The sequence below is a fragment of the Amycolatopsis sp. M39 genome (assembly GCF_001651785.1).
Taxonomy (GTDB): domain Bacteria; phylum Actinomycetota; class Actinomycetes; order Mycobacteriales; family Pseudonocardiaceae; genus Amycolatopsis; species Amycolatopsis rubida.
In genome coordinates this window covers 802,395-827,699 of record NZ_LWSF01000004.1, presented here as the reverse complement: position 1 = coordinate 827,699, position 25,305 = coordinate 802,395, and the positions used below count along the sequence as shown (strand labels likewise).

The window sequence follows — 25,305 nt, the reverse complement described above, 5'->3', positions numbered from 1 at the left end:
GCGCTGCGAGGCGGCGGTCAGGTCCGCGCGCGCGTCTCTTCGCCGGGGACGCCCAGCTGGACCGACTCGACCGCGGCGACGATGCCGTCCACCGAAGCGAAGGTTTCGGCGTTGAGCCGGTCGGCGGGCAGTTCGACGTCCAAGGCGTCCTCGATCTCCAGCATCAAGCCCATGCAGGTGAGCGAGGTCATGCCCAGGTTCCAGAGGTCTTCGCCGGGGCGCAGTTCGCGATGGCCGAGGTTGAGGTGTTTCGCGGCCAGCGTCGCGACGAGGTCCCGGGCGGACTCCCGCGGCGCGCTCATCGCGCTGCTCCGGCCGTGCTGCCGACCGAAGCCAAGTCGGCGGCGCTGCCGCGCAGGCGGTTCAGGTAGCGGGCGATCCGCCGCCCGCCGACGAGGCTGCCCTCGGCGTACCAGAGCACGTCGGGGCCGAACGCGTAGTCGGTGCCGAAGTGCTCGAAGGCCTCCCGGCCCCGGGTCCGGTAGTAGGCCGCCAGCTGCGTGGTCGTCATCTGCGGCGCGGCCTCCGCACCGGTCTCGAACCAGGCGGCGAGGCTGTGCACCACGTATTCCTCGATGGCTTCCTCGACCGTCCTGACCTGGATCGGGCGGCGCACCGGGTTGAACATCGAGTCGATGAGCCCCGGCTGGCCCTGCAACTCGTTCGCGACGTGGTCCGCCAGCAGCGGCGCGCAGTGGAAACCGTCGCGGTAGGTGCCGGTCATCAGGTAGAGGCCGGGCAGCGGAAGCCAGCCGATCATCGGGAAGCCGTCGAAGGTCACCGGGCGGTTCCCGCTGAGCCAGCCCACGACCTCGTGCCGCGCGATCTGCTCGTCCAGCTGCTGCATCGCGTACTGGGCGAGGTAGCGCGCGTCGCCGACCCAGGTGACGCTGGAAATGTCGTCGACGAGACGGTTGGTCGCGCCGAGGTATTCGCGGCCGTTTCCGGCGGGCACGACGTGCAGGCCGCACGCGAAGCCGCGGTTCGGGGTCCGCACCACGCTGCGGAACGGCTCGCCGCCGGTGCGCTTCGCGAGCATCGCGAAGCCGAGGCCCGCGATCATGGGGATGAGTTCGAGGTCCTCGGCCGCGGTGCGCACCAGGCCCTCGCTGCTCGCCCCGGTCGCGACGACCACGGTCCCCGCCTCGATGACGTGGCCGTCGGCGAGCTCGACCCCGGTCACCGCTTCGCCGTCCTTGACCAGCCTGCGCACGATCGCGTCGACGCGGGTCGCGCCGATCTCGTCGAGGCGCGCCTCAAGGGCGGCGAGCACGCCGCGGGCGTCCACGGCTCCCTCGCCCGGCACGTGGATGGAGCGCAGCGACCGGGCGTCGGTCCGCGGCTTGAAGCCCGGGATCTGCTTCGGGTCGATCTCCGACCACGGCTTGCCGTACTCGTCGAGCGCCTTGATCATCGCGTCGAAGTTGATCGTGTCCAGCTCCGCGCCGATGGCGTTGAGGACCACGTGCGATTCGGTGGCGGTCTGCAGCGGGGACCCCGTCGTGGAGTAGGGCTCGAGCCTGCTGAGCACGTCCGGCCAGCGCTCGTGCGCTCGCAGGCCGATTTCGAACCTCGTCCGCGAGGCGTGGGTCCGCAGCGAGTCCGCGGTCACCTCGCCGAAGCAGCCGAGCATGGCGCCTGCGGCCTTGCTCGCCCCGGCGTCGCGGTCGTCCGGGCCGACCACGACGACGGAGCCGGCGTTGCGCTCGATCAGCTCCTCGGCGAGGAACAGGCCGAGCGCTCCGTTGCCGACGATGACGACGTCGGCCTGTTTCGGCGTTTCCGGGTTGGCAGAGTTCGGGCGTTGCATCGTTCCTCCGTGTGTTCCAGTGGGATTCAGCTGGCGCGGTCGCGGGGCCGGTGTCACGGCCCGGCTACCGCCGATGGATCCGGGGTCTGGCCGACCTCGCGCAGGGCCGCCGCGATGCCCGCGACGGTCGGGGTTTCGAAGAGCACCGCGATCGGCAGCTCGGGCGAGTTCTTCCGCAGGATGTTCAGCAGCCGCAACGCTTGCAGCGAATTGCCGCCGAGTTCGAAGAAGTCGTCGCCCGCCGCCGCCTCGGGCACGCCGAGGATCTCGGCGAAGGTGCCCGCGACGAGTTCCTCTTCCGGGTCGCGCGGAACCTCTCCGGCGGGCCGGGCGGACTGCGCGGGCAGGGCCAGCGCGGACTTGTCCACCTTGCCGGTCGGCCCGAGCGGCAGCCGGTCCTGCGCGACGACGTGCGCGGGGACCATGTACTCGGGCAGCACCTCGGCCAGCCGCGCCCGGACCTGCCGGCCGTCGACCGAGCCCGGCGTCACGAAGGCCGCGAGCGCGAGGTCGTCCCCGTCGCCCACCGTGGTCAGCACCGCCCGCTCGACCTCCGGGAGCGCTTCGACCGCCCGCTCGATCTCGCCGAGCTCGATGCGGAACCCGCGCACCTTGACCTGGTCGTCGGCCCGGCCGACGAACTCCAGCGCGCCGTCGTCGCGGCGGCGGACCACGTCGCCCGTCCGGTACATGCGGCCGCCGTCGAACGGGTTGCCGACGAAGCGCTCCCGGGTCAGCTCCGGCCGGTTGAGGTAGCCGAGCGCGAGTCCCGGACCGGCGATGTGGAGTTCGCCCGCCTCTCCTTCGCCTGCCGGGCGGCCCTGCGGGTCGAGGATGTAGAGCCGGGCGCTGGTTCGCGGAAAACCGATCGGGACCGAGGCGGACGGGTCGTCCGCGACGCAGTCCCAGTACGTCGTGTCGATCGAATACTCGGTGGGGCCGTATTGGTTGTGCAGCCCGGCTTTCACGGTCGCGAAGAACCTGCGGGCCAGTGCCGGGGAAAGCACTTCGCCGCCGGAGAACACCTCGCGCAACGACGGGCAGCCGCCCAGTCCGGGCTTCTCGTCCAGCAGCGCCTGCAGCAGTGCTGGGACGACCGCGAGGCAGGTGACGTTCTCCGTGCGGACGAGATCGGTCAGGTACCGGGGATCCTGCCCGTACAGCGGGTCGGCGACGACGAGCCGCCCGCCCGTGGTGAGCGGGATGAAGATCTCCCACAACGAGACGTCGAAGCTCAGCGCGTGATGCAGGATCACCGCGTCCCCGGGCCCGGAGGGGTAGGCGGTGCGCTCCCAGAGGACCCGGTCGACGATGCCGCGGTGCGGGATCTCGACGCCCTTCGGCCGGCCAGTGGACCCGGAGGTGTAGATGACGTAGGCCGTCTGCTCCGGCGAGATCTCCGCTGCTTCTTCTCGCGCGCCGGGGGAGCCGAGGACGTCGTCGAGCTCCGCCATCGCGGTCCCGGCCACCGACGGCAGCTCGGCCCCGGTGTGCAGGACGACGAGGGGAAGGCAATCCTCGATCATGAAGCGCAGCCGGCTTTCCGGGAACTCCGGATCGAGCGGCACGTAGCCCGCGCCTGTCTTGAGGATGCCGAGGATGGCGGCGACGGCGGCGGCGGAGCGCTCGATCGCCATCCCGATCAGCCGGCCGCGGCCTGCCCCGCGCTCGCGCAGTCCGGCCGCGATCCGGGCCGCCTGCTCGTCCAGTTCGGCGTAGGTCCAGGTCGCGTCGGGCGCGGTCACGGCGATCGCCTCGGGCGTCGCCGCCGCCTGCCGTTCGACCAGGTGGTGCAGGCCGATCGCCTCCGGCTCGGGGGGACCGCCCGGGCGGCCGGTGCTGGTCATCGGGAACCTTCCCTTCGGGTTGAGCCCGCCTGTCGCAGCCGGGCGGCTGTTCCGTGGCGGACGGAGAATGCGCAGGCTTTGCGGTAGCGGCGCTGGGCGTCCTGGTCGGATCGCAGTCCGAAAGCGCCGTGCAGGTGCAGGCCGGCGGCGCTCGCCTCGACCGCGAGTTCCGCGCTCGCCGCGAGCAGCCGCGAGGCTTCCCCCGCCGGATCGGCTTCCGCCTGGCCGGACTCGATCCGGGCGGAGACGTGCTCGCCGAGGGCGTGCACGGCGGCGAGCCGGGCGGTGAGCGCGGCCAGCTGGAAGGCGACCGTCTGGTTGCTCCCGATCGGCCGGTCGAACTGCACCCGGTCCTGCACGCGCCGGACTGCCGCGTCGACGGCACCTTGCGCGAGACCGCAGAGATAGCCGGCGGTTCGGCTGCGAAGCCGCGCCGGCGTCAGCGCGCAGGCCGTGCAGCCAGCCTCGTCGCACACGACGAGTCCGGTCGCGGGGCCGTTGTCGACGGCGTACAGCTCCTCGTCGTCCAGCAGCGAGCGCAGGGGCCGGCGGGTGACATCGTCTTTGTTGTAGAGAACCAGTTGCGGGCCCACTGCGAGCAGCCACTCGGCCGGGCCCACGGCGACCGCCTGCCCGGGCGCTCCGGGGATCAGCACCGCGACAGGAGACGCTGCCCGTGCCCGCATCGCTTCGTCGATGTCATGGCTGGCAAGGGATTCAGCGGCGACAGCGTGCTCGATCGCCGCGTACGGGGCACCCGCGATTCCGCTTTCATAGGCGGACGAGTAGCCCGACGCCGCCTGCCGGGTCTCGACGCTCATGACGCCGCTCCGAGACCGAGGCTGGAAGCGATGATTCCCAGCATGATTTCCGAGCCGCCCGCGGAAAGGGTCAGCCCGGGCGCCTCGCGGAGCATCGCCACCGAGGCGTCGTCCGCCGGGCCGCCGGACTCCAATGCCAGGCGCGCCACCTTCACGCACAGTTCGCTGTTGAACCACTTGGCCATCGCCGCCTCCTCGGCGTTCAGGTCGCCTTGCTGCTGGCGCTCGACCATCCGCCACGCCAGGACGCGCCCGGCCGCGGCTTGGGTCTGCAGACTGGCCAGGCGATCGGAGAGAACGGGGTCGTCGAGGGCTTCGACCTGCCTGGCCACGATCTCCAGCCAGCTGGTGGCCTTGGCGATGTAGTCGACGCCGGTCCGCTCGATCGCCAGCGCGGCGGCCAGCACGAACCAGCCGCCGTCGACCGGCCCCAGCACGTCGGAGGAGGGGACGTGCACCCCGTCCAGCAGCACCTCGTAAAACGGGTCGGGGTAAAGCGATTCGACCAGGCTCACCGTGACGCCGGGATCGTCGAGGGCGACGAGGAACAGCGTGATGCCCGCCGCGGCCCGGCCCCGCTCGGAAGTCCTGGCGGCGACCACGGCGTAGCCCGCGCGGCGGACCTGCACCGCGTACCACTTGGCCCCGTACAGCCGCCAGCCGTCCTCGGCCCGCTCGGCCCGGGTCCGCAGCGACGCCAGGTCCGATCCCGCTTCGGCCTCGGTGTAGAGCACCACCATCGTGGCGAGGCCGGCGGCGAGCGAGGGCAGGAAGCGGGCTTTCTGCGCGGCGTCGGCCACGAAGAGCAGCAGTGCCCCGGCGTTCGTGATCGTGTTGATGAAGGGCATGTCCGGGATTCCGTGCGCGGACAGCTCTTCCTGCACGATCGCGGCGTGGGCCGAGGTCGCGTCCCGCCCGCCGTAGCGCCGCGGCCAGGCCGGGGCGAGCATCTGGTGCTCGCCGAGCAGCCGGTAGGTCCTGGCGGGGAAACGGTCCTCGACGGGCGTATCGGCGAGGGCGGCCAGTTCCGCCCCGACCTCGGGCCGGGCCAGCAGGCCGCGCAGCTCTTCCCGGAAGAGGTCCAGCTCGGGAGTCAGCGTCGGGTTCATCGGAGACTCTTCCCTGCGGCGATCAGCGCCGGCTTCACGAATCGGGTCAAGGCGCCCACGTGCGGTGTCCTCATCAGCTCGTAGTGGCCGGCAGGCAGCCGGCGCAGGCGCAGGCGACCCGTCGTGTGGTCCTGCCAGCGCGGCGCGTCCTCGTTGTCCTTGCGGGCGACGAGGACGAGGTCGTTGGCGATCGGCTCCGGCGGCCGGTAGGCGACCTGCGCCCGGCAGTGCGTGCGGAACACCTCGAACCGGCTCGCGCGCTCCTCGGCGGTACTGCCGTCGGCGCCGGTCGTCTTGGCCAGCTCGGTCTCGAACTCGGCGGCGAGCGCCGCGTCGTCGACTGCCCCGAACCCGGGGAGCGGGGTGTCGATCAGGAGCAACGGGCCGGTCGCGCGCCCCGCGGCCGCGAGCCTTCTCGCCATCTCGAAGGCGACCAGCCCGCCGAACGACCACCCGCCCAGCAGCACCGGGCCCGGCGGCACCTCCGCCAGATAGCGGTCGGCCATGGTCTCGACGTCCTGGTCCAGCACGCCCCCGTCCAGCGCCGCCGGGAGGAAGGCCGCCGTCGCCAGCTCGGGCGACAGCCCCCCGGCCAGCCCGCGGTAGCAGGCCACCGACCCGCCCGCCGGATGGACCAGGTTGAGCACCGGAGTTCCCGCCGCCGCGCTGGTCAAGCCGACCCGGCAGCGGTCGCGGGGCGGGCTCTCCGCCGGTGCGCTGTCCACTTCGGACATCAGAAACCCCTTATGAGCGCAGGAAAAGGACCGGCGGCGGCGTCGGGAGCCGCGCCGAGGAAGCCGAACATCGGGCGAGGGCCCAGGGCAGGCCGGATCAGGACCGGGCCTGCCGGGAGCGACGGGACCGCGGACGCGATGCGCGCGCCGCGCACCGGTCCCGGCGGGAGCGGAACTTCAGCCGGTGCCGGTTGCCGGCGTCGCGCCGGACGACGGGGCGTTGGTCGTGATGTCGTTCCCCCTTCTGTCACGGGCGGGCCGGGCCCGCCGCTCGGATCAGCCGGCCAGCCGGTCGGCTCGGCCGAGGTGGTCGTCGAGGCCGAGGAGTTCCCAGCGGAGCAAGGCGGCCGGGACGTTGCCCTCGAACCAAAGGCGTTCGTGGAACGCGCGGAGATCGAAGCTTTCCGACCGGTGCGCGCACGCGGCGAGCAGGCTCAGGATCTGCGCCTTGCCCGCCAGATAGCTGAGGCCCTGGCCCGGAGTGCCCGCGAAGAAGGCAGCCTCCTGCCAGGCGGTCGGCCGGTCCATCGGCACGATGTCGGCGAGCCGGTCCGTGGCCTCGTCGATGGTGAGCGTGCCTTCGGCGAGCCGGATGTCCACCTCGACCCGCAGCGCTCGCAGCCGCATCGAGTTCGCGATGAACACGGCGCTGTCCGGCATGTCGTCGAGGAAACCTGCCTGCAGCAGCAGCTCTTCGTTGTAGAACGCGACGCCCTCGTTCGGGATGGAGTCGTAGAAATGGCGGCGCACCGGGTTGGGATGCCGCCACGACAGCGCCGACTGGAAAGCGTGGACGGCCTCGTGCGTGAGGCCGATGCGCGGATCTCGCGATTTGGCCTTGGCGAAGTAGGACATGCCCTCCCGGGGCGGGTTCAGATAGCAGATCGCGTCCTGGGCGGGACGATCCAGCGAACCGATGTCGTGCGTGACGCCGAGCCAGCTCAACGGCGCGAGGTAGGACGGCATCGCGGCGAAGGTGTAGCGGCGCAGGTCGTCCGGCAGCCTGAGCAGGTCGCGGTCGGCGTAGAAAGCGCGCACGGCGGTCTCGTCGGCCCGCAGCCGCTCGATGATCTCGTCGAGGTTCCCGGGCGGGACGCGTTCGCCGTGCGGCACGCGTTTCCCGAGGATCGCCTCGGCCGCGACCGCGCGGTTGAACTCCTCGCGGGCCAGGTCGCGGAGCTGGTCGCCGGAGTAGGGCAGCAGGGCGACGTTGTGCAGGAAGTACCGCATCGCGGCCGGTCCGACCACGGCGTCGCCGTCGAACGACTGCGAGCCGAGCCAGTCCCGGTACGCGTCGAGAGCGCGGGCGGCCTCTCCGGCCGCGGCGGGCAATTCGGCCGTCTCCGGTCCGGAATTTCCCGCCGCGGCAAGGAAAGCGGCGAGCTCGGCCATCGCGAGTTCGACCTCCGCCGCGGCCGTGGCCAGTCCGCGCAGCGTCTGCTCGGCGAAGGGAGCGGCGGCGTGTCCCGGCAGATTCTCCCGCCCCTGGCCGAGGACGACCGGGACGTGCCGGAGGTTCCGGACGATCTCGGCGACCCGCTCCCGGTCGAACGGCGGCGGCATCAGCAGCAGGTTGAAGATCTGCAGCAGCGCCTGCTCGACGTAGAACCCGGGGTTGCGCTGCCAGCCGCGCAGCAGGTCCAGTTCCCAGTGCACGCGGGCCAGCGCGGAGCCCAGCAGCCGCCCGTCGACCTGGACGGAAACCGGTTCGCCCGACACGTCGACGGCCTGGTGCCGTTCGACGTAGCCGGCCAGCGCCAGGCGGCGCTTGGCGACCGCGCCGGCCGACCAGTCGGCGAGCCAGCCCGCCGGCCGGTCCACGCGCGGGACGTCGTCGCCCGCGTCAGGCTGGGTCTGGGTGCGCCACCCCCGGAATTCCGCGGCCAGTTCCGCGAGCGCGTGGGCTGCCTCGGTCATCCGGTGCCTCCTTTCCGGGCGAGGGCGAACGGGTTTCGTGGCCGGCCGGCGGCGCCGGTCACCGGAGATCAGTTCCCGGAACGGGTTCGAAGCCCACCTTGATCGCGTCGGCCGCGTCCTTCGCGGCGGCCGCGGCGGCCGGTCCGTCCGGGGCGACCGCGATCGTGTAACCGAGGCGGTCGTAGCCCGCGGCCTCTTCCGGAAGGACGGCGCCGGGCTCGACGAACTTGTCCGCTTCCCTCACGTACGGCATCGAACGGGCGTCCTCGACCCCGTCCAGGGAAAGGATCCGGCCGCCGGGGCTCGCCACGAACACGACGGCCGCGCCGCGCTGCGGGGCGGGCGGTTCGCCGGGGTCCGCGCCGAGGTGGATGTCGAGCAGCGCCGCGTGCATGTCGTACCCCGTCGCCATCTTCACCAGCCGGGTGATCTGGTCGCCGGCGAGCCGGCAGTTCACCTCGATCAGCTTCGGCCCGTCGCCGGTGATCATCAGCTCCACGTGCGCCGCGCCGAAGTCGTAGCCGATGGCCTCGAGCGCCTGCACGGCGACCTCGCGGCAGGCGGCCTCCGCCTCGGGGGCGAGGGCCGCCGGGACGGTGTGCCCGATTTCGTAGAAAATGGGCGGGTCGAGCAGCACCTTGTCGGTCATCGCGACGATCCGGGCCCGCGAGTCGGCGACGACCACCTCGACGCTGATCTCCCGGCCGTGCAGGTACTCCTCGACCAGGACCGACGGGAGCTTCGGCTGCCCGACCTCGTTGTGGGTCCAGGCGAGCAGGGCCTTGGCGTGGTCGGCGACCTCCTGCGCGTTCGCGCACAGCTTGACGCCGTAGCTGCCCGAATCGTCCAAAGGCTTGACCACGCAAGGGAATCCGACGTCGGCCGCGGCCGCCTCCTCCGGCGTGGCGGCCAGCACGAACCGGGGGATCGGCACCCCGGCGGCCGCGCTCAGCTCCCGCCCCCGCGACTTGTCCCGGCACGCCCGGACCGCCTCGGGATCCTGTCCCCGCACCTTCAGCAGCCGCCCCGTCCGCGCGGTGGCGAGCATGTGGAACTCGCTCGCGGAGAGCAGCGCGTCCGGGCGGTGCTCGAGCCCGGACAAGGTCGCCGCCACCGCCTCCGGGTCGTCGGTGTCGCAGTTGACGACGTGGTCGAAGACGTCCATGGGGATCTGCTGCTGGCCGGGCTGCCGGTAGAAGTCGAGGTCTTTGGCGACGAGGGTGACCTGGTAGCCGCGCTCCTTGGCGACGCGCATCACCTCGTAGCCGCTGCCCGTCCTGTTGGTCTCAAGGAAGGCGACGTGGACGCTGGTCATTGAAAGTCCTCTCGTTCGGTGGCCTGGCGAGCGTTGCGCGGGCGGGGCGGCGGCATCGGGGTCAACGTCTGTTCCGGAAGCGCCGCGCCGGGCCCGCCGCCGACCGGATGGCTCCCGCCAGCCGCTGCTGCCAGGTGGAGCTCGCGTCGGACGCGGGCACCGTGATCCGGCAGGCCCGGACCAGTCCGTTCCGCTCGGCCGGGTCCAGCACGACGATCCCGATCCGCCGGTGCGTCCACATCAGGCTCAGGTATCCGGCCAGCAAGTCCGGTTCGGGCACCAGCAGTACGTCGACATCGGCGAGATCGGCTCCTTCGCACACGATCGTCATGTCCCGCCACTCTCCTGCAAGTCGCTCGACAATGTCGCGGTCAAGGGTCGCCATGCCGGCGACAAGGACTCGAATCGGGCTCATCGGCGTGCACCGCCTCAGCTATGGCCAGTCTGGTGGTGTTCCGGACCGACGGCATGAATCCCCGGGGTCAACATTGGGCCCAGACGGGATCTGGATCCCCGCCTGATCCCCGGACCGGGGCGCGAACAGGTCATGGTGTTTCGTGCGTCCGCTGTGGTCAGGAGGAAGCGGGACCACGCGGATTCGGCGCTGGGGAAACGGAACCGGCTCGCGGCAGGACGGAGACCGGTGCGTCCGGATCGCGAAGCTGCGCCCGCCGGTGCCGAAAACGGGCGGGGCTCGGGGAGTCTTCGCCCGCATCCGCCCGGCGGGTGCGCGCTCGCCGGCGGCACGGATGTGCGCTCGCCGCAACGGATCCTGGTCCGGCGGAGGGCCGGGGAAAGGTCTGGGCCGATCCCGCGGGCACATCGCCGGCCGCGGGGACGGCAATGCCCGGCCCGGCGCGCGATCCTCGGCGGCGCCGGCCCGGTACTCGGTCGCTCTAGCGCGGCGGGCGACTCAAGGCGGCCCGGCGGGGGAGGGCAGGTCCGTGCGGCGGCACCAGTCCACGGCCGGTGCTCCGGCCCGCATCCCGTTGCAGGACATCATGATCGGCTGCACCTCCCGGCCGCTGCCGTCGTCGAAAGCGAACTGTCTCGTGCCGCGGAACGCAGTGACCGGAGGGCTCGCCCGTTGCTGGCCGCCTGCGGTGAAAAGGACGCATTCGTCCACTGTGGACGTACCTGCCCGCGGATGGCTTGCCGCGGCGAAGGCGTTGCCGCGCGCGCCTGTCCTGGGGTGCCTTGTGCGACGTGTGCGAACACCACGGCCTCCGCCTCAACCGGTATCGGTCACAGCTATTCTGCTGACACCCGCGTCGGCGGGCATGAACCTTCCCGATCTGAAATGGATCTCTTCGAGGATCCGGATCCTGTCTCGGCCAGCCGGTGCTCGCGGACCATGGCCGCCGCTTCGGCCCGTCCCCGGACGCCGAGCTTCTCCAGGATCTTGTGCACGTGGTTTTTCACCGTGGTGAGCTGGACGTGCAGCATGCCCGCGATCTGCTTGTTGGACAGGCCGGATTCCAGCAGCACCGCGATCTCCTGTTCGCGCGCGGTGAGCTGCGGCAGGGAAACGGCCCGGCGTTCCCTGGCCAGCGCCGCCAGCCGTTCCACGATCCCGGCGGCGACATTCCCCTTGCACGCGAACTCGCCGCGGGTCGCCGAGCGCAGGGTGTCGAGCAGATCGGTGAACGAGTTCTCCGTGGTGACGTAGCCCGCTATCCCCGCTTCGGCGAAGGACACCACGTCCGCCGTCCGTTCCGGGATTCCCATCACCACACAGGGAACGTCGCTGAGCCCAGCCAGCCGGTGCAGCGTTTCCAGGCCGTGGCTGCCCGCCATGTCGCCGGTCATGTCGAGCAGCAGGACGTCGATCCTGGCCTGCCCGGGCAGCGTCACCGCGGTGTCCGCCTCGGACGTCGCGGCGACCAGTTCGAACCCGTCCTCGACGTCGAGCAGGTGCGCCAGTCCCTGGCGGTAGATCCGTACCTGGGACACCACGACGACTCTGATCGCCTGCTCCGTGCCCGGACCCGCCGTGCCGCTCATCCGCCCCTCCCCGTGTCCAACGTATTCGTTGTACCGCAAACGTTTTCGACGATGAACCCCACTTCGCGCCGGTGGGCGCGTCCGGGCAGCCCGCGGGGCAGTGCGCGCGAGCACGCCACTGGGTGCGCCGCGCCGCCGGTGCGAATCAGCTGTCGAGCGGCTGCCGGTTCCGGTCCGCCGCGCCGGGCATCGACACGGAGGAACCGAAAACGGCGAGGACGGTCAGCACTCCGCACAGCCACCAGACCCCGGCGGGCCACACGGCCCACAGGGCGACGCCCAGCGCCGGGCCCGCGGCGTAGCCGACCTGGGTCGCGAACTCCGACAGCGCGATGTAGCGCCCGCGCAGCCGCGGCGGTGCGATCCGGCCCGGATACGCCGTGATGGTAGGGGTTCCGACCATCTCGCCCGCGGTCCACACGAGCGTCGCGACCACGAGCACCGCCGCCGACGGCCCGGCCAGGTAGAGCATCATCCCGGCGCCCACCAGGATGTTGCCGAGCGCGACGGTCGCCCGGTCGGTCATCCGCTGGACGAACCTCGTGATCGGCAGTTCCAGGCAGGTGATCACGAACGCGTTGATCGAGAGCAGCGCGGCGTAGAAACCGGGTGCGTGCCCCGCCGCCGTCACTTGCAGCGCCAGCGTCGAAATGCTCTGGATGTACACCATCCCGCCGAGGATCATCGCGATGTTGAACACGATGAAGCGGGTGTCGGTCAGCACGGCCAGATAGGACGCCGGCCGGCCGGCCGTCTCCGGCGATTCCCGGGCGTCCGCGACCTCTTCGGAGTCTCCGGACGGGGACGCGTGCGCGACCTCCGAGTGCTTCGGCAGGCTGAACGCGAGCAGCCCGAACGCCACGAGCGCGATCGCGTTGCAGTAGAACATCGCTTCGTAGGAATAGGTGATCAGCAGCGCGCCGAGCAGCGGACCGGCCACGGTGCCCACGTTGTAGGCGAGCCGGTAGGCGGCGAACACCATGATGTGCCGCTCCGGCGGGGTCAGGTCGATGAGCAGCGCCGACGCGGCCGGGCGGTAGGCCTGCGAGGTGAGGCCGACGGCCCCGACGACGCCGACCACCGCCGCGATGTTCGTCAGATGCGGCAGGACGACCGTGAGCACGCCGGCGACCAGCATGGAGCCGACGATGGTGTGGCGGTAGCCGAGCCGGTCGCTCACCGAACCGCCGATGATGACGCCGACCACGGTGCCGACGCCGAACGCTCCCAGCGCGAATCCGGTGCTCGCCGTCGAGAACCCGCGGTCGGTCAGGTACAGCACCAGGTAGACCTGGAGGAAGCTGCCCAGCCGGTTGATCAGGGTGCCGATCAGGAGCAGCCAGACAGGCCTCGACATTCCCCGGAGCGTCTGAATGACGGAAGGGTGCTCCTCAACGGCCATCGTGGCTCGCGACCTCGCAGGTCACCGGGACCGGTGAGCGCCGAATGCGCACCGGGGCCGTTGCCGCCCTGGCACGGATCGCACGTCGCGGGCTCGCGGAATCATTCGGGTCAAGTGATTGATGCTGACGCATGGTCCCCCAATGGTTGCCTTGCAAGATGTTGCCATGCAAGCTGAGTACGGGTCAATGCTCGGGATTTTCCGCAACGCGCACGACTTTCAGAAGCAGATTTCGCTGATATGTGTCGCAAACAATCATGGTTTCGTGGTTTCCCGGGAGTAGGTGGCGGGTGCGGGCACCGTGGCGGGCCGCCCGTGAGGCAACGGGGGCTGATCGGTTCTGCCGCCGGCCCGGGGGCGCTCTTCCCGATCCGAGTATGTGGGCAGATGCATTGCGGCGCAACGATTTGTGTCCGGAGAGGAAGATGTCGTGCCCGGATTCGTCAGCGTGGAATCGCCAGGCGTCCGGTCTCGGGCAGAGAGAAGATCAAGCCAAGGGCGCGGCGTCGCGGGAACTGTCAGCAACCCCATTCCGGTGCGCCCCGGCAGGCGGCTCTCGAATGGCGAGGGGAGCAGGCTGCTGCGCCGAACGGTCCCGAATCCGCGCAGCCGGTCGTGAATTCGCCGATCGCGAAGTCCTTTTTGTGCCGATCGGTGCTCCAGGCGGAATACCGGGCCCGCCGAATGGCCCGCCGCACTGCGCCGCGTGCCGACGACCTGGCCGGCGCGTCGCGTTCATTTTCCGTTCGGCGGCGGTTGGCCCGGACTGCGGGGGGCTGGTCGAGGGGTTCCCGGCTTGTGCTAACTTGGCCGTGCGCCCCGTATGGGCCTACGCATGGAGGTAGCGGCTAACCAGCCAGCACGGAGATCGGGCTTTCCCCTCTCCCGCGGTTCCGCGGATCCGTCGACCGGATTTTCGCGCCATGCGTGTGCCTGCGGGGTGTTTTCGCGTCCTTTTTCCGTGCTCGACTCCTCCTTTCCGGAAAACCGAAAGGAATTGTGTGAGCGACGTTTTTTCCTCCCGCCTGATCGCCGAGTTCCGAGCGAACCGCGGCGCGCTGGGCGGCAGGTTCGAGGGCTGGCCGCTGGCCGTGCTGACGACGACCGGAGCGAGGACCGGCCTGCGCCGCGAGGTGCTCCTCGGCTGGCTGGAGATCGAGGGAAACGGAGTGGTCGTCGCCTCGGCGAACGGGGCGGACCGCCATCCGGCCTGGTACCACAACATCCGGCGGAACCCGATGGTGACTGTCGAGGCAGGCGGAGACGCCTACCAGGCGATGGCCGCCATTCCGCGGGGGGCCGCTTACGAGAGGCTTTTCGCGCAGGTGGTCGCGAAGGCTCCGGGTTACGGCGATTATCAGGCGAAGACGACCCGGGAAATCCCGGTGGTCGTGTTGCATCGGATCGACAAGCGCGGCAAAGGCATGGGCGATTGGCTTGTCGAGGTGCACCAGTGGTTTCGCGCCGAGTTGCGGGCGTTGCGCGAGCAGGCCGACGACCTGGCCGACGGCAGCGCGACGGCGCTCGTCCGGCCGGAACCGGACTTGGCTCACGAGATGCGGACGCACTGCCTCGGCTTCTGCACCGCGCTGCGCAGGCATCACCTCGGCGAGGACTCGGTGGTGTTCCCGTCGCTGGCCGAGCAGTTCCCTGCGCTCGCTCCGGCGATCGCGCAGCTCGCCGGACAGCACGAGGTGGTGGCGCGGCTGCAGGACGCGATCCGGCAACTGGTCGACGGCTTCGTCCCAGGCGAATCCGACCCGGTGCGGCTGCGTGCCGAACTGGAGCGGCTCGCCGGTGAGGTGGAGGCGCACTTCGAGTTCGAGGAGCAAACGGTGGTGACCGCGCTGAACGCGACGGCTGCCGCTCCGCCGACGGCCTGAGCCGCGGCGCCGGTTCCGCTCTGGGAGATGGCTGCTGTGCATTGAGCCGGGGGTGCCGGTTCCGTTTCGGGAGCTGGCTGCTGTGCGCTGAGCCGGGGCGTGCTTCGGTTTGGCGGGCAGGCTGGCGCTGGACGCGGCTGTGGTGCTGCCGACTGCCTGAGCCGGGGCGACGCCGGTTCCGTTTCGGGAGCTGGCTGCTGTGGGCTGAGCCGGGGCGTGCTTCGGTTTGGCGGGCAGGCTGGCGCTGGACGCGGCTGTGGTGCCGCAGACGGCTTGAGCCGGGGCGACGCCGGTTCCGTTTCGGGAGCTGGCGGCGCAGTGCGATTTCGAGGGGCGGGTCCGCGCTGGACGCGGCGGCGGTGCCGTCGACGGACTGGCGGCGCTCCGATCTCGCGGGGCCAGCCGCGCTCAACGCGGCGGCTGCCGCTCCGCCGGGATGAGCCCGGACGTCGGCTGGGTGTCCAGTGTGGACTTGATCGCGGCGGGAACACGGCGCCAGTCCGGGAGAAATGTGCGGCGGGGCCCGGCCCCGGTGGCGAGGGTGCCCACGAATGGTTCAGACCACCCGAATAGCCGCAAACCGGGCCCTCCTGCGCATTCCGGTGCGGAGTGCGCAGGAGAGCAAGGGAAATCGGCGAGTCGGCGGAGAGCTTGTGCCCGAACGGCGGTTGGGGCGGGTGCGGGCGCGGGCGCTGACCCGTGCGGGGGAGCTGATTCGGCTGCGGGCCTGCTGGGCCGTTCGGTGTAGGTAGTGGGAAACTTGACTACTGCGGGTAATTTCGGTTGCCGGGCCGGTGTGACCCATCGTGACATTCCCGTTATCTCACCGGTGCTTCCTGACGGGAAAGACGTGCAGGCCGTGGCTGGAAAATCTCTGTAACGCCGCTCGCTGACCACCCGATACCTTGGCCAGTGGCACACCTTCGGCGACATCGGGCCGGACCGCCCCCTGATCACTGATCGTGATCATCGGTCCTGACTCAGCGTGCCGGTGGCGATCAGGTCCGGGGAGCTTGCGTAGCGCGGGAGGACTGATGGAAGAACCGGTGCGGCCATGGCCCGCGGACGGCGTCGCGCCGCCGCGGGTCGACCTGGGGGCGGTCTCCGCACCGCCGGTCGACGTGGCGGCACCGCCGCCCGGCCGTGCCGCCGACGCCCGGCTCGACCCCGCCACGGTCTGTCCGGCGGAGGGAGATCCGCCGAAAACGCACGCCGCGGAGTGGGAAAAGCGCTACCGCAGGACGGTGATCGCTTCGGATCTCGTCGCGGCCTGCGTGGTGATCGCGATCAGCGCGTTCGTCATCGACCGGCTCGCACCGCACGACATGCACGCGTTCGGCACCGCGTTCGCGATCCTCTGCGCGCTTCCGGTCAGCCGGGCCTGGAGCGCCCGCGTGCTGGGGGAGGGGCCCGAGGAGTACCGCACGCTCGGCCGCGCGCTGATCACCGCGGCGGTGCTGGTCGCGTTCGGCGGGCTGTTGTTCGGTGCGCTCGAAGTGCAGCCCTGGGTGTTTTACGTCGTGCCGGCCGTCGCGTCAGTACTGTTCCCCCAGCGATACGTGCTCCGGCAGATTCTGCACCGGAGACGGCGGCGCGGGTTGTGCCTGCTGCCGGTGATGGCGGCCGGCAGCGCGGAAACGGTCGCGGACCTGATCAAGCGGACCCGCGCCGAAGCGCACGTCGGATGGCGGGTCGAGGCGGTCTGCACGTCCACCGGGCACGGGGAGATCGAAGGCGTTCCGGTCGTCGGGCGGCTCGAAGAGCTTTCCCGGCACGTGCGCCGCGGCGGGTACCGGGTCGTGGCGATCACGGCCGACCAGTACTGGAATCCCGAGCGGCTGCAGCGGCTCGCCTGGGATCTCGAAGGCACCTCGTCGGAGATGGTCGTCGCGCCGGTGCTGATGGAGGTCGCCGGGCCGAGGCTGAACGTCAGCGGGGTCCTGGGCATGCCGCTGCTGCGGGTGACCGCGCCAGCGTTCACCGGCGGGCGCCGCCTGGTCAAAGAGGTCGTCGACCGCTGTGGCGCGGCCTTCCTGCTGGCGCTGTTCTCCCCGGTGCTGCTGGCGCTCGCGGTAGCGGTGAAGGCGGGCGACCGCGGTCCGGTGATCTACCGGCAGCGGCGCATCGGCAAGGACGGCGAAGCGTTCACCATGCTCAAATTCCGCACCATGGTCGTGAACGCGCATGCGACCCGGCACGACCTGGAGAAGGCGAACGAAGGCGCGGGGCCGCTCTTCAAGATGAAGAAGGACCCCCGGGTCACGAAGGTCGGCGGATTGCTGCGCCGGTACTCGCTCGACGAACTGCCGCAGCTGTTCAACGTCGTCGCCGGGCGGATGTCGCTGGTCGGCCCCCGGCCGCCGCTGCCGGAGGAGACGGCGACCTACGCTCCGGCCGCGCGCCGCAGGCTGCTGGTGAAACCCGGGCTGACCGGGCTGTGGCAGGTGAGCGGGCGCAGCGATCTTTCCTGGGACGAGAGCATCCGGCTCGACCTGCGCTACGTCGAGGACTGGTCGCTGGCGCTGGACCTGGTGATCCTCTGGAAGACCTTGCGCGCTGTCCTCGCCGGGCAGGGCGCCTACTGAGCTGCGAGGATCCCGTCGCCCGCGTGCGCTGAGTCACAACGGCCGGGTTCGGGAAATAGTCAAGCGTTCAACCAGGTTGGTGCCGTGCGTAGGCGACAGCACGGGAAGGAACGCCGAATCCGATGACTACTTTCGCAGAGTCCCAGCAGCTGCAGGTGCCCGCCGAGGTGCAGGACCTGCTGTTCCGCGAGGCGCGCACGGCCAACAGCTTCAGCGCCGAGCCGGTGACCGACGAGCAGGTCCGCGCGATCTACGACCTCGTCAAGTGGGCTCCGACCTCGATGAACACCCAGCCGCTGCGCGCGCTGGTGATCCGCAGCGACGAGGCCAAGCAGCGCCTGCTGCCGCACCTGGCCGAGGGCAACCGCGCCAAGACCGAGGCCGCGCCGCTGACCGTGATCCTGGCCGCGGACGTCGACTTCCACGAGAACATCCCGCAGACCTTCCCGCACAACCCCGGCGTGAAGGACAACTTCGCCGACGAAGCGGGCCGCGTCGAGTTCTCCAAGCTGAACTCGCTGCTGCAGGTCGGCTACTTCATCATCGGCGTGCGCGCCGCCGGACTGGCCGCGGGCCCGATGACCGGCTTCGACGCCGCGGGCGTGGACAAGGAGTTCTTCTCCGGCAACAACTGGCGTTCGCTCGTCGCGGTGAACGTCGGCAAGCCGGGCGACAACCCGTGGTACGACCGCCTGCCGCGGCTCGACTTCGACCAGGTCGTCGAGACCCTCTGACCCTTGCCGCGCCGCCGAGAGGCCGCCCCGCACGCCCGGGGCGGCCTCTCGGCGTCCGCGGGCAGGGTTGGCTGACGGCGGTCGAATCGGCGAACCCGCCGCCGACTAGCATCAGCGGGAGTCGTTTCAGTCACTTCTCCCAAAGGAGTCCGATCGTGTCCCAACCGTCGTCAGCTGCCGCCGTACCCGCCCCGCGCGTGGTGGTGCCGGCGGGCACTACGGCGGGCGCCGCGGTGCGCGAAGCCGGGCTGCCCACCAAGGGCCCGGACACGATCGTCGTCGTCCGCGACGCCGACGGGAAACTGCGCGACCTCGCCTGGGCCCCGGAAGCCGAGGCGCAGGTCGAAGCCGTCGCGGCGGACACCGAGGACGGCCGCAGCGTGATCCGGCACTCCGCCGCGCACGTGCTCGCCCAGGCCGTGCAGCAGGAATTCCCGGACGCCAAGCTCGGCATCGGCCCGCCGGTGCGCGACGGCTTCTACTACGACTTCGCCGTCGAAAAGCCGTTCACGCCCGAGGATCTGCAGAAGCTTGAGAAGCGGATGAAGCAGATCGTCAAGGGCGCGCAGCAGTTCTCGCGTCGCGTGTTCGCCTCCACCGACGAGGCCAAGGAAGAACTGGCGAACGAGCCGTTCAAGCTCGAACTGGTGGACATCAAGTCTGATGTGGACACGACCGAGGTCATGGAGGTCGGCGGCGGAGAGCTGACCATCTACGACAACCTCGACCCGCGCACCAAGGAGCGCGTGTGGAGCGACCTCTGCCGCGGCCCGCACGTGCCCACCACCAAGTTCATCCCGGCCTTCAAGCTCACCCGGGTGGCCGCCGCGTACTGGCGCGGCAACGAGAAAAACCCGCAGCTGCAACGGATCTACGGCACCGCGTGGGAATCGGCCGAGGCGCAGGACGCCCACCTGGAGCGCATCGCCGAGGCCGAGCGCCGCGACCACCGCAAGCTCGGCGCCGAGCTGGACCTGTTCTCCTTCCCCGAGGAGATCGGCTCCGGGCTCCCGGTGTTCCACCCCAAGGGCGGCATCATCCGCCGCGAGCTGGAGAACTACTCGCGCCGCAGGCACGAGGAAGCCGGCTACGAGTTCGTGAACACGCCGCACATCTCCAAGGGCGACCTGTTCCACACCTCCGGGCACCTGCCGTACTACGCGGACACCATGTTCCCGCCGGTGCAGTTCGAGGAAGAGGACTACTACCTCAAGGCGATGAACTGCCCGATGCACAACCTGATCTTCCGCTCGCGCGGGCGGTCCTACCGCGAACTGCCCCTGCGGCTGTTCGAATTCGGCACCGTCTACCGCTACGAGAAGTCCGGCGTCGTGCACGGCCTCACCCGCGTGCGCGGCCTGACGATGGACGATTCGCACATCTACTGCACCAAGGAGCAGATGCCGGGCGAGCTGCGGTCGCTGCTCAAGTTCGTGCTGGACCTGCTGGCCGACTACGGCCTGTCCGACTTCTACCTGGAACTGTCCACCCGAGGGGACTCCGACAAGTTCATCGGCGAGGACTGGGAGTGGGAGGAGGCCACCGAGACGCTGCGCCAGGCCGCCGTCGACTCCGGCCTCGAACTGGTGCCCGACCCGGGCGGCGCGGCCTTCTACGGCCCGAAGATCTCGGTGCAGGCGAAGGACGCCATCGGCCGCACCTGGCAGATGTCGACGATCCAGCTCGACTTCAACCAGAACAAGCGGTTCGGTCTCGAATACACCGCCTCCGACGGCAGCCGCCAGCGGCCGATCATGATCCACCGCGCGCTGTTCGGGTCGATCGAGCGGTTCTTCGGCGTGCTGACCGAGCACTACGCGGGCGCGTTCCCGGCGTGGCTGTCGCCGGTGCAGACGGTCGCCATCCCGATCACCGCCGACCAGGTCGAGTACCTGCGCGGCGTCGAGAAGGCGTTGCGCGCCAAGGGGATCCGCGTCGAGGTCGACGCGAGCGACGACCGGATGCAGAAGAAGATCCGCACGCACACCACGCAGAAGGTGCCGTTCCTGCTGCTGGCGGGCGCGAAGGACGCGGAGGCGGGCGCGGTGTCGTTCCGGTTCCGCGACGGCGGGCAGATCAACGGCGTCCCGGTGGAGCAGGCGGTCGAAGCGATCGCGGAGTGGGTCGAGCGGCGGGAGAACGCGTCGCCCTCGGCCGAGGCCGTGGAGAAGATCCTGAAGTGACCGAGCCGGAACTCGCCGAACAGGACGGGGTCGGGGTCCCGGACGCGCTGCAGCGGCTGTGGACCCCGCACCGGATGGCCTACATCCGGGGCCAGGACAAGCCCGAGGGCGAGGAGTCCGACGGCTGCCCGTTCTGCCGCCTGCCCGGTCTCGGCGACGACAAGCGCGCGCTGATCGTCGCCCGCGGCGAGGCCGTGTTCGCGGTGCTGAACCTGTACCCGTACAACCCGGGGCATCTGATGGTGGTCCCGTACCGGCACGTCGCGGACTACCCCGACCTCACGCCGGAGGAGACGCGCGAGCTGGCGGAGTTCACCCAGCACGCGATGGGCGTGATCCGGGCGGTCTCGGCGGCACACGGGTTCAACATCGGGATGAACCAGGGCGTGATCGCCGGGGCGGGCATCGCCGCGCACCTGCACCAGCACCTGGTGCCGCGCTGGGGCGGCGACGCGAACTTCATGCCGGTGATCGGGCACACGAAGGTGCTGCCGCAATTGCTCGGCGAAACCCGCGACCTGCTCGCGGACGCGTGGTGAGGCCGGTCGCGGGGCGGTAATTGAGTGCTCAACCAGCGTATGATGACGATATGTCCGAACCACGCTGGCTGACCGACGACGAGCAGCGGACCTGGCGCGCTTACGCCCAGGCCAGCTCGCTGCTGCACGCCCACCTCGAAGGACAGCTGCAGCACGAGTCGGGCATGCCGCACACGTACTACGAGGTGCTCGTCTCGCTGTCGGAGGCCGAAGGCAGGCGGCTGCGGATGAGCGAGCTCGCGTCCGTGCGCGGGTCGTCGCGCAGCAGGCTGTCGCACGCGGTGGCGCGGCTGGAGGCGAAGGGCTGGGTCCAGCGCGAGTCGTGCCCCACGGACAAGCGCGGGTCCTGGGCGGTGCTCACCGACACCGGGTTCGCCGCGCTGGAGGAAGCCGCGCCCGGGCACGTCGAGGCGGTCCGCGAGACGCTGTTCGACCAGCTGAGCGCCGAGCAGGTGCGCCAGCTGGGCGAGATTTCCGAGGCGATCCTGGCCGGGCTGCGGCCCAAATGCCAGGCCGTCCGGGAGGCCGAGGAGGCGGCGGAATTCGCCGCGCCGGTCGCCGAACTGCCGAAATCCGGCTGACGTTCCGGCGGGTCGCGGGCGGGCGGGTCCGGTTCGGACAGCGGGGTCGATAGGCTTTCGTCGCCCACCCGCCCCCGAATCAGGTGCACAGACGAGGAAGATGCTCAACATTTTCGCCCGTGCCTCGGTCTCCCGTGTGACGGACCCGATCGGCGCCGCCCTGGTCCGCGCCGGACTGACCCCGAACGCGATGACCGTGCTCGGCACCGCGGGCGCCGTCGCGTGCGCGCTGGCGTTCTTCCCGCAGGGGATGCTGCTGTGGGGCACGTTCACCGTGTGGGGCTTCGCCATGCTCGACCTGCTCGACGGCGCGATGGCCCGCGCCCGCGGCTACGGCACGCCCTTCGGCGCGGTGCTCGACGCGACCTGCGACCGGCTGGTCGACGGCGCGCTGTTCGCGGCGATCGCGTGGTGGTGCTTCGTGCAGGACCACAACAACCGGGCCGCGGCCGCCGCGCTGATCTGCCTCGTGCTGGCCCAGGTCATTTCCTACGTGAAGGCGCGCGCCGAAGCTTCCGGCCTCGAAGCCGACGGCGGGCTGGTGGAACGCGCGGAGCGGCTCATCATCGCCCTCGTCGGCACCGGGCTGCACGGCTTGGGCGTGCCCTACACCGTCGAGATCGCGCTGTGGCTGCTAGCCGTGCTGTCGGTGGTCACGCTGCTGCAGCGGACGGCGGCGGTGGCGAGCGCGGCACGGGCGGCCGCGGCGGAACAGGCCGACTCACCGGCGGGCGGGGCGCAACCGTGAGCACACTGTCCCAGCGGCTCAGCGAGTTCGGCTACGCGACGGGCTGGCGGCTCGTCCGGCGGCTGCCGCGGTCGTTCGGGTCGGCGCTGTTCGCCTTCGGCGCCGACATGGCCGCGCGGCGGGGCGGCGGGGGAGTGCGGCAGCTGCGCGCCAATCTCGCCCGCGTCGTGCCGCAGGCAGGCGAAGCGGAGCTGGACGAGCTGGTCCGGCGCGCGATGCGGTCGTACGCGCGGTACTGGTTCGAGACGTTCCGGCTTCCGGCGATGGACCACGCGGCGGTCGCGAAGCGGGTGACGGTGACCGGCGCGGAGAACATCGACGCCGCGCTCGCCGAGGGCAACGGCGCGGTGATGACGCTGCCGCACAGCGGGAACTGGGACATCGCGGGAGTCTGGCTCGCCAGTTACGCGGGCACCTTCACCACGGTCGCGGAACGGCTCAAACCCGAATCGCTGTACCGCCGGTTCGTGTCGTTCCGGGAATCGCTCGGCTTCGAGATCGTGCCGCTGACCGGCGACAGCGCGGCGATGCGGCTGCTGCTGCGGCGGCTGCGCGAGAACAAGGTGGTGGTCCTGCTGGGGGACCGGGACCTGACCTCGTCCGGGATCCCGGTGCGCTTCTTCGGCGAGCAGACGCACCTGCCGCCCGGTCCCGCGCGGCTCGCCGCCACCACCGGCGCCGCGCTGCTGCCGACCGGCTGCTGGTTCACCGAGGACGGCTGGGAGATCCGGATCCATCCGCGCATCCGCGTCACGCAGCGGGCCGAGGTGCCCGCGGCGACGCAGGCGCTGGCCGACGTGTTCGCCGGCGACATCGCCGCGCATCCGGCCGACTGGCACATGCTGCAGCCGTTCTGGCCCGCCGATTCCGCGGCGACGGCGCTGGAAGAAGCGAGCTGACCCGGTGGCGCGCGGGTTGAAGATCGGGATCGTGTGCCCGTACTCGTTCGACGTTCCCGGCGGGGTCCAGGGGCACGTGAGCGACCTGGCCCGGGCGCTGATCGAGCGCGGGCACCGGGTGTCGGTGCTGGCTCCGGCGGACGAGGACGCGCGGCTGCCGGATTTCGTGCACCCGGCGGGCAAGGCGCTCGGGATTCCGTACAACGGCTCGGTCGCGCGGCTGCAGTTCGGACCGGTCTCCTACGCCAGGGTGCGGCGGTGGATCCGGGACAACGGGTTCGACGTGCTGCACCTGCACGAGCCTGCCGCGCCGAGCCTGTCGCTGCTGGCGCTGAAGGTCGCGGACGGGCCGATCGTGGCCACCTTCCACACCGCGACGACACGCTCGCGGACGCTGGCGGCGTTCCAGCCGGTGCTGCGTCCGCTGCTGGAGAAGATCACCGCCCGGATCGCGGTGTCGGCGCTGGCCCGGCGGGTGCAGGTGGAGCACGCGGGCGGTGACGCGGTCGAGATCCCGAACGGCGTGGACGTCGAGTTCTTTTCCCGTGCGCTGCCGCTGGAGGGCTATCCGCGCGCGGGCGGGACGATCGGGTTCGTCGGGCGGTTCACCGAGCCGCGCAAGGGCATGGACGTGCTGCTGGAGGCCGCGCGGCGGCTGCTCCCGGAGTTCGGGGACCTGCGGCTGCTCGTGGTCGGCCGAGGCGAACCGGACCAGCTGCGTCGGATGGCCGGGCCGAAGCTGTGGCCGCACATCGACCTGCTGGGCCAGGTCGACGACGAGACGAAGGCGCGTGCGCTGCGCAGCGTCGACGTCTACTGCGCGCCCAACACCGGCGGCGAGAGCTTCGGGATGATCCTCACCGAGGCGATGGCGGCGGGCACACCGGTGCTGGCCAGCGGCCTCGACTCGTTCCGCCGCGTCCTCGACGACGGCCGCGCCGGAATGCTCACCACGACCGGTGACCCGTCCTCCCTGGCTGACGGCCTGCGCGAACTTCTGGGCGACCCGGCGCACCGGGCGTCGCTCGCCGCCGCGGCAGGCGAGCGGGTGACGGCGTACGACTGGGCGGTCGTGGTGACCCAGGTGCTGCGGGTGTACGAAACGGCCATCGCGGCGGATCCCCGGCTGGTCGCGGCGGGGGAGCTGGCGTGACGGTGCTGGTGTGGCTGCTCGTGGCGGCGGCCGCGATCGTGGTGCTCGGCGGGCTGTTCCTGGTCGCCACCGCGAACCGCCTCGACCGCCTGCACGTCCGGACCGACGCGGGCTGGGCGGCTCTGGAAGCTGCCCTCGCGCGCCGAGCCGTGGTTGCCCGAGCCGTCGCCGCGGTCCTGCACGACGGTGCGGAGCTGCACGCCGCGGCCGCGCGCGCCGAAGCTGCCGCGCGGCCGGACCGTGAGGCCGCGGAGAACGAGCTGACGCTGGTCCTGGCCCCGATCGACCGGTCCCGGCTGCCGGTCGTGCTCGCCGGGGAACTAACCGACGCCGAACACCGGGTCGTCATCGCCCGTCGCGTGCACAACGACGCTGTGCGGGACACGCTGGCGCTGCGGCGGCGGCGGAAGGTGCGCTACTTCAAGCTCGCCGGGACCGCGCCGCTGCCGGAGTACTTCGAATTCGCCGAGCCGGACCTCTGAGGCAGACTGAGCAGCATGACGACCGAACCCGATGCCTGCGCCGTCGCACACGGCGAGGTCGAAGAGCCGCCCGCGGAACGGACCCTGGTGGCCGTGTTCGCCTCGCCGGTGGCCCGGTACCTGCTGCGCTACGCGGCCGATCTGGGCTACCGTGCCGTGCTGTTCGAGCCGGACGAAGCGCGGGCCAGCGATGCGCCTGACGGCGTCGAAGTCCGCACCACCGCGCCGGCTCCGGGAGCGGACGCGGACGTCGTGGTGACCGACCACCACCGGCCGGAACTCGGGACGGTCCTGCGGGCCGCACTGGCGACGCCCACGCGGTGGGTGGGCGTGCTGGGCAACCCGCGGCATCCGGGGCCGCACGGGGAAGCCCTGCGGGGGCTGGGCGTTTCGGAACCGGACATCGCCAGGGTGCACCGGCCGGTCGGGCTGAACATCGGCTCGCGCACCCCGGCGGAAATCGCGATCGCGACGCTGGCCGGGCTGGTGGCGGACCGCAACGGGCGACCGGGCGGCTTCGAGTTCTGACCGCCGCGCCCACCGAGGTTCGTCCGTGAGG

The 25,305-nt window shown here is 71.1% G+C and carries 23 protein-coding genes; 11 read left to right on the top strand and 12 right to left on the bottom strand.

The window, feature by feature from the left end; genetic code table 11:
• Nucleotides 1-17 precede the first annotated feature (17 nt).
• The 11 genes from A4R44_RS14425 to A4R44_RS14370 all read right to left on the bottom strand — a co-directional run bounded on the left by A4R44_RS14425 (nucleotide 18) and on the right by A4R44_RS14370 (nucleotide 12,914).
• Complete coding sequence (locus tag A4R44_RS14425) at nucleotides 18-302, bottom strand: phosphopantetheine-binding protein (protein ID WP_067580053.1); 285 nt, start codon at nucleotides 300-302, stop codon at nucleotides 18-20.
• A complete protein-coding gene (locus tag A4R44_RS14420) occupies nucleotides 299-1,810 on the bottom strand; it encodes an FAD-binding oxidoreductase (RefSeq protein ID WP_067580051.1) in 1,512 nt (503 codons plus the stop codon). The genes A4R44_RS14425 and A4R44_RS14420 overlap by 4 nt, the downstream gene beginning before the upstream one ends.
• A 53-nt stretch (nucleotides 1,811-1,863) precedes the next feature.
• Complete coding sequence (locus tag A4R44_RS14415; protein WP_067580049.1) at nucleotides 1,864-3,657, bottom strand: amino acid adenylation domain-containing protein; 1,794 nt, start codon at nucleotides 3,655-3,657, stop codon at nucleotides 1,864-1,866.
• On the bottom strand, nucleotides 3,654-4,478 hold the full coding sequence (locus tag A4R44_RS14410; RefSeq protein ID WP_067580048.1) for an acyl-CoA dehydrogenase family protein: 825 nt from the start codon (nucleotides 4,476-4,478) through the stop codon (nucleotides 3,654-3,656). The genes A4R44_RS14415 and A4R44_RS14410 overlap by 4 nt, the downstream gene beginning before the upstream one ends.
• A complete protein-coding gene (locus tag A4R44_RS14405; protein WP_093575138.1) occupies nucleotides 4,475-5,587 on the bottom strand; it encodes an acyl-CoA dehydrogenase family protein in 1,113 nt (370 codons plus the stop codon). The genes A4R44_RS14410 and A4R44_RS14405 overlap by 4 nt, the downstream gene beginning before the upstream one ends.
• Entirely contained in the window at nucleotides 5,584-6,321 is a 738-nt protein-coding gene (locus tag A4R44_RS14400) for an alpha/beta fold hydrolase (RefSeq protein WP_067580047.1), read from the bottom strand. The genes A4R44_RS14405 and A4R44_RS14400 overlap by 4 nt, the downstream gene beginning before the upstream one ends.
• A gap of 276 nt (nucleotides 6,322-6,597) precedes the next feature.
• On the bottom strand, nucleotides 6,598-8,238 hold the full coding sequence (locus A4R44_RS14395) for a DUF885 family protein (protein ID WP_067580046.1): 1,641 nt from the start codon (nucleotides 8,236-8,238) through the stop codon (nucleotides 6,598-6,600).
• A gap of 58 nt (nucleotides 8,239-8,296) precedes the next feature.
• Nucleotides 8,297-9,553 (bottom strand): ATP-grasp domain-containing protein, encoded by a 1,257-nt coding sequence (locus A4R44_RS14390; RefSeq protein WP_067580044.1) that lies wholly within the window; start codon nucleotides 9,551-9,553, stop codon nucleotides 8,297-8,299.
• Between the two features lie 61 nt (nucleotides 9,554-9,614).
• Complete coding sequence (locus A4R44_RS14385) at nucleotides 9,615-9,884, bottom strand: hypothetical protein (protein ID WP_067580042.1); 270 nt, start codon at nucleotides 9,882-9,884, stop codon at nucleotides 9,615-9,617.
• 920 nt (nucleotides 9,885-10,804) lie between these two features.
• Complete coding sequence (locus A4R44_RS14375; RefSeq protein ID WP_067580038.1) at nucleotides 10,805-11,557, bottom strand: response regulator transcription factor; 753 nt, start codon at nucleotides 11,555-11,557, stop codon at nucleotides 10,805-10,807.
• Nucleotides 11,558-11,702: 145 nt separating this feature from the next.
• Nucleotides 11,703-12,914 carry an MFS transporter gene (locus tag A4R44_RS14370; RefSeq protein WP_067580036.1) on the bottom strand — a complete coding sequence of 404 codons (1,212 nt, stop codon included), beginning with the start codon at nucleotides 12,912-12,914 and terminating at the stop codon, nucleotides 11,703-11,705.
• Nucleotides 12,915-13,960: 1,046 nt separating this feature from the next.
• On the opposite strand from A4R44_RS14370, the gene A4R44_RS14365 reads away from it, so the two are divergent.
• Nucleotides 13,961-14,842: a nitroreductase/quinone reductase family protein gene (locus tag A4R44_RS14365; RefSeq protein WP_095213320.1), complete on the top strand. Its 882-nt coding sequence runs from the start codon at nucleotides 13,961-13,963 to the stop codon at nucleotides 14,840-14,842.
• A gap of 408 nt (nucleotides 14,843-15,250) precedes the next feature.
• On the opposite strand, the gene A4R44_RS47875 is transcribed toward A4R44_RS14365, so the two are convergent.
• Nucleotides 15,251-15,391, bottom strand: a complete 141-nt coding sequence (locus A4R44_RS47875) for a hypothetical protein (RefSeq protein ID WP_157904864.1) — start codon at nucleotides 15,389-15,391, stop codon at nucleotides 15,251-15,253.
• A gap of 485 nt (nucleotides 15,392-15,876) precedes the next feature.
• Between A4R44_RS47875 and A4R44_RS14360 the strand changes: the two genes are divergently transcribed.
• The 10 genes from A4R44_RS14360 to A4R44_RS14315 all read left to right on the top strand — a co-directional run bounded on the left by A4R44_RS14360 (nucleotide 15,877) and on the right by A4R44_RS14315 (nucleotide 25,274).
• The gene (locus tag A4R44_RS14360) at nucleotides 15,877-17,427 is read left to right on the top strand and encodes a sugar transferase (protein WP_067580034.1); all 1,551 of its coding nucleotides are present in this window, start codon (nucleotides 15,877-15,879) and stop codon (nucleotides 17,425-17,427) included.
• Nucleotides 17,428-17,549: 122 nt separating this feature from the next.
• On the top strand, nucleotides 17,550-18,161 hold the full coding sequence (locus A4R44_RS14355) for a malonic semialdehyde reductase (protein ID WP_067580032.1): 612 nt from the start codon (nucleotides 17,550-17,552) through the stop codon (nucleotides 18,159-18,161).
• Between the two features lie 155 nt (nucleotides 18,162-18,316).
• Nucleotides 18,317-20,344, top strand: a complete 2,028-nt coding sequence (thrS, locus tag A4R44_RS14350) for a threonine--tRNA ligase (RefSeq protein ID WP_067580030.1) — start codon at nucleotides 18,317-18,319, stop codon at nucleotides 20,342-20,344.
• Nucleotides 20,341-20,883 carry an HIT domain-containing protein gene (locus A4R44_RS14345; RefSeq protein WP_067580028.1) on the top strand — a complete coding sequence of 181 codons (543 nt, stop codon included), beginning with the start codon at nucleotides 20,341-20,343 and terminating at the stop codon, nucleotides 20,881-20,883. Before thrS ends, A4R44_RS14345 begins: the two co-directional genes overlap by 4 nt.
• Before the next feature lie 50 nt (nucleotides 20,884-20,933).
• Complete coding sequence (locus A4R44_RS14340; RefSeq protein ID WP_067580026.1) at nucleotides 20,934-21,464, top strand: MarR family winged helix-turn-helix transcriptional regulator; 531 nt, start codon at nucleotides 20,934-20,936, stop codon at nucleotides 21,462-21,464.
• Nucleotides 21,465-21,564: 100 nt separating this feature from the next.
• Nucleotides 21,565-22,212 carry a phosphatidylinositol phosphate synthase gene (pgsA, locus tag A4R44_RS14335; protein WP_067580024.1) on the top strand — a complete coding sequence of 216 codons (648 nt, stop codon included), beginning with the start codon at nucleotides 21,565-21,567 and terminating at the stop codon, nucleotides 22,210-22,212.
• Nucleotides 22,209-23,111 carry a phosphatidylinositol mannoside acyltransferase gene (locus A4R44_RS14330; protein WP_067580022.1) on the top strand — a complete coding sequence of 301 codons (903 nt, stop codon included), beginning with the start codon at nucleotides 22,209-22,211 and terminating at the stop codon, nucleotides 23,109-23,111. Before pgsA ends, A4R44_RS14330 begins: the two co-directional genes overlap by 4 nt.
• Nucleotides 23,112-23,127: 16 nt before the next feature.
• The gene (locus A4R44_RS14325; protein WP_067580243.1) at nucleotides 23,128-24,264 is read left to right on the top strand and encodes a glycosyltransferase family 4 protein; all 1,137 of its coding nucleotides are present in this window, start codon (nucleotides 23,128-23,130) and stop codon (nucleotides 24,262-24,264) included.
• The gene (locus A4R44_RS14320; RefSeq protein WP_067580020.1) at nucleotides 24,261-24,746 is read left to right on the top strand and encodes an NUDIX hydrolase; all 486 of its coding nucleotides are present in this window, start codon (nucleotides 24,261-24,263) and stop codon (nucleotides 24,744-24,746) included. Before A4R44_RS14325 ends, A4R44_RS14320 begins: the two co-directional genes overlap by 4 nt.
• A 15-nt stretch (nucleotides 24,747-24,761) precedes the next feature.
• The gene (locus tag A4R44_RS14315) at nucleotides 24,762-25,274 is read left to right on the top strand and encodes an XdhC family protein (RefSeq protein WP_067580018.1); all 513 of its coding nucleotides are present in this window, start codon (nucleotides 24,762-24,764) and stop codon (nucleotides 25,272-25,274) included.
• Nucleotides 25,275-25,305 lie beyond the last annotated feature (31 nt).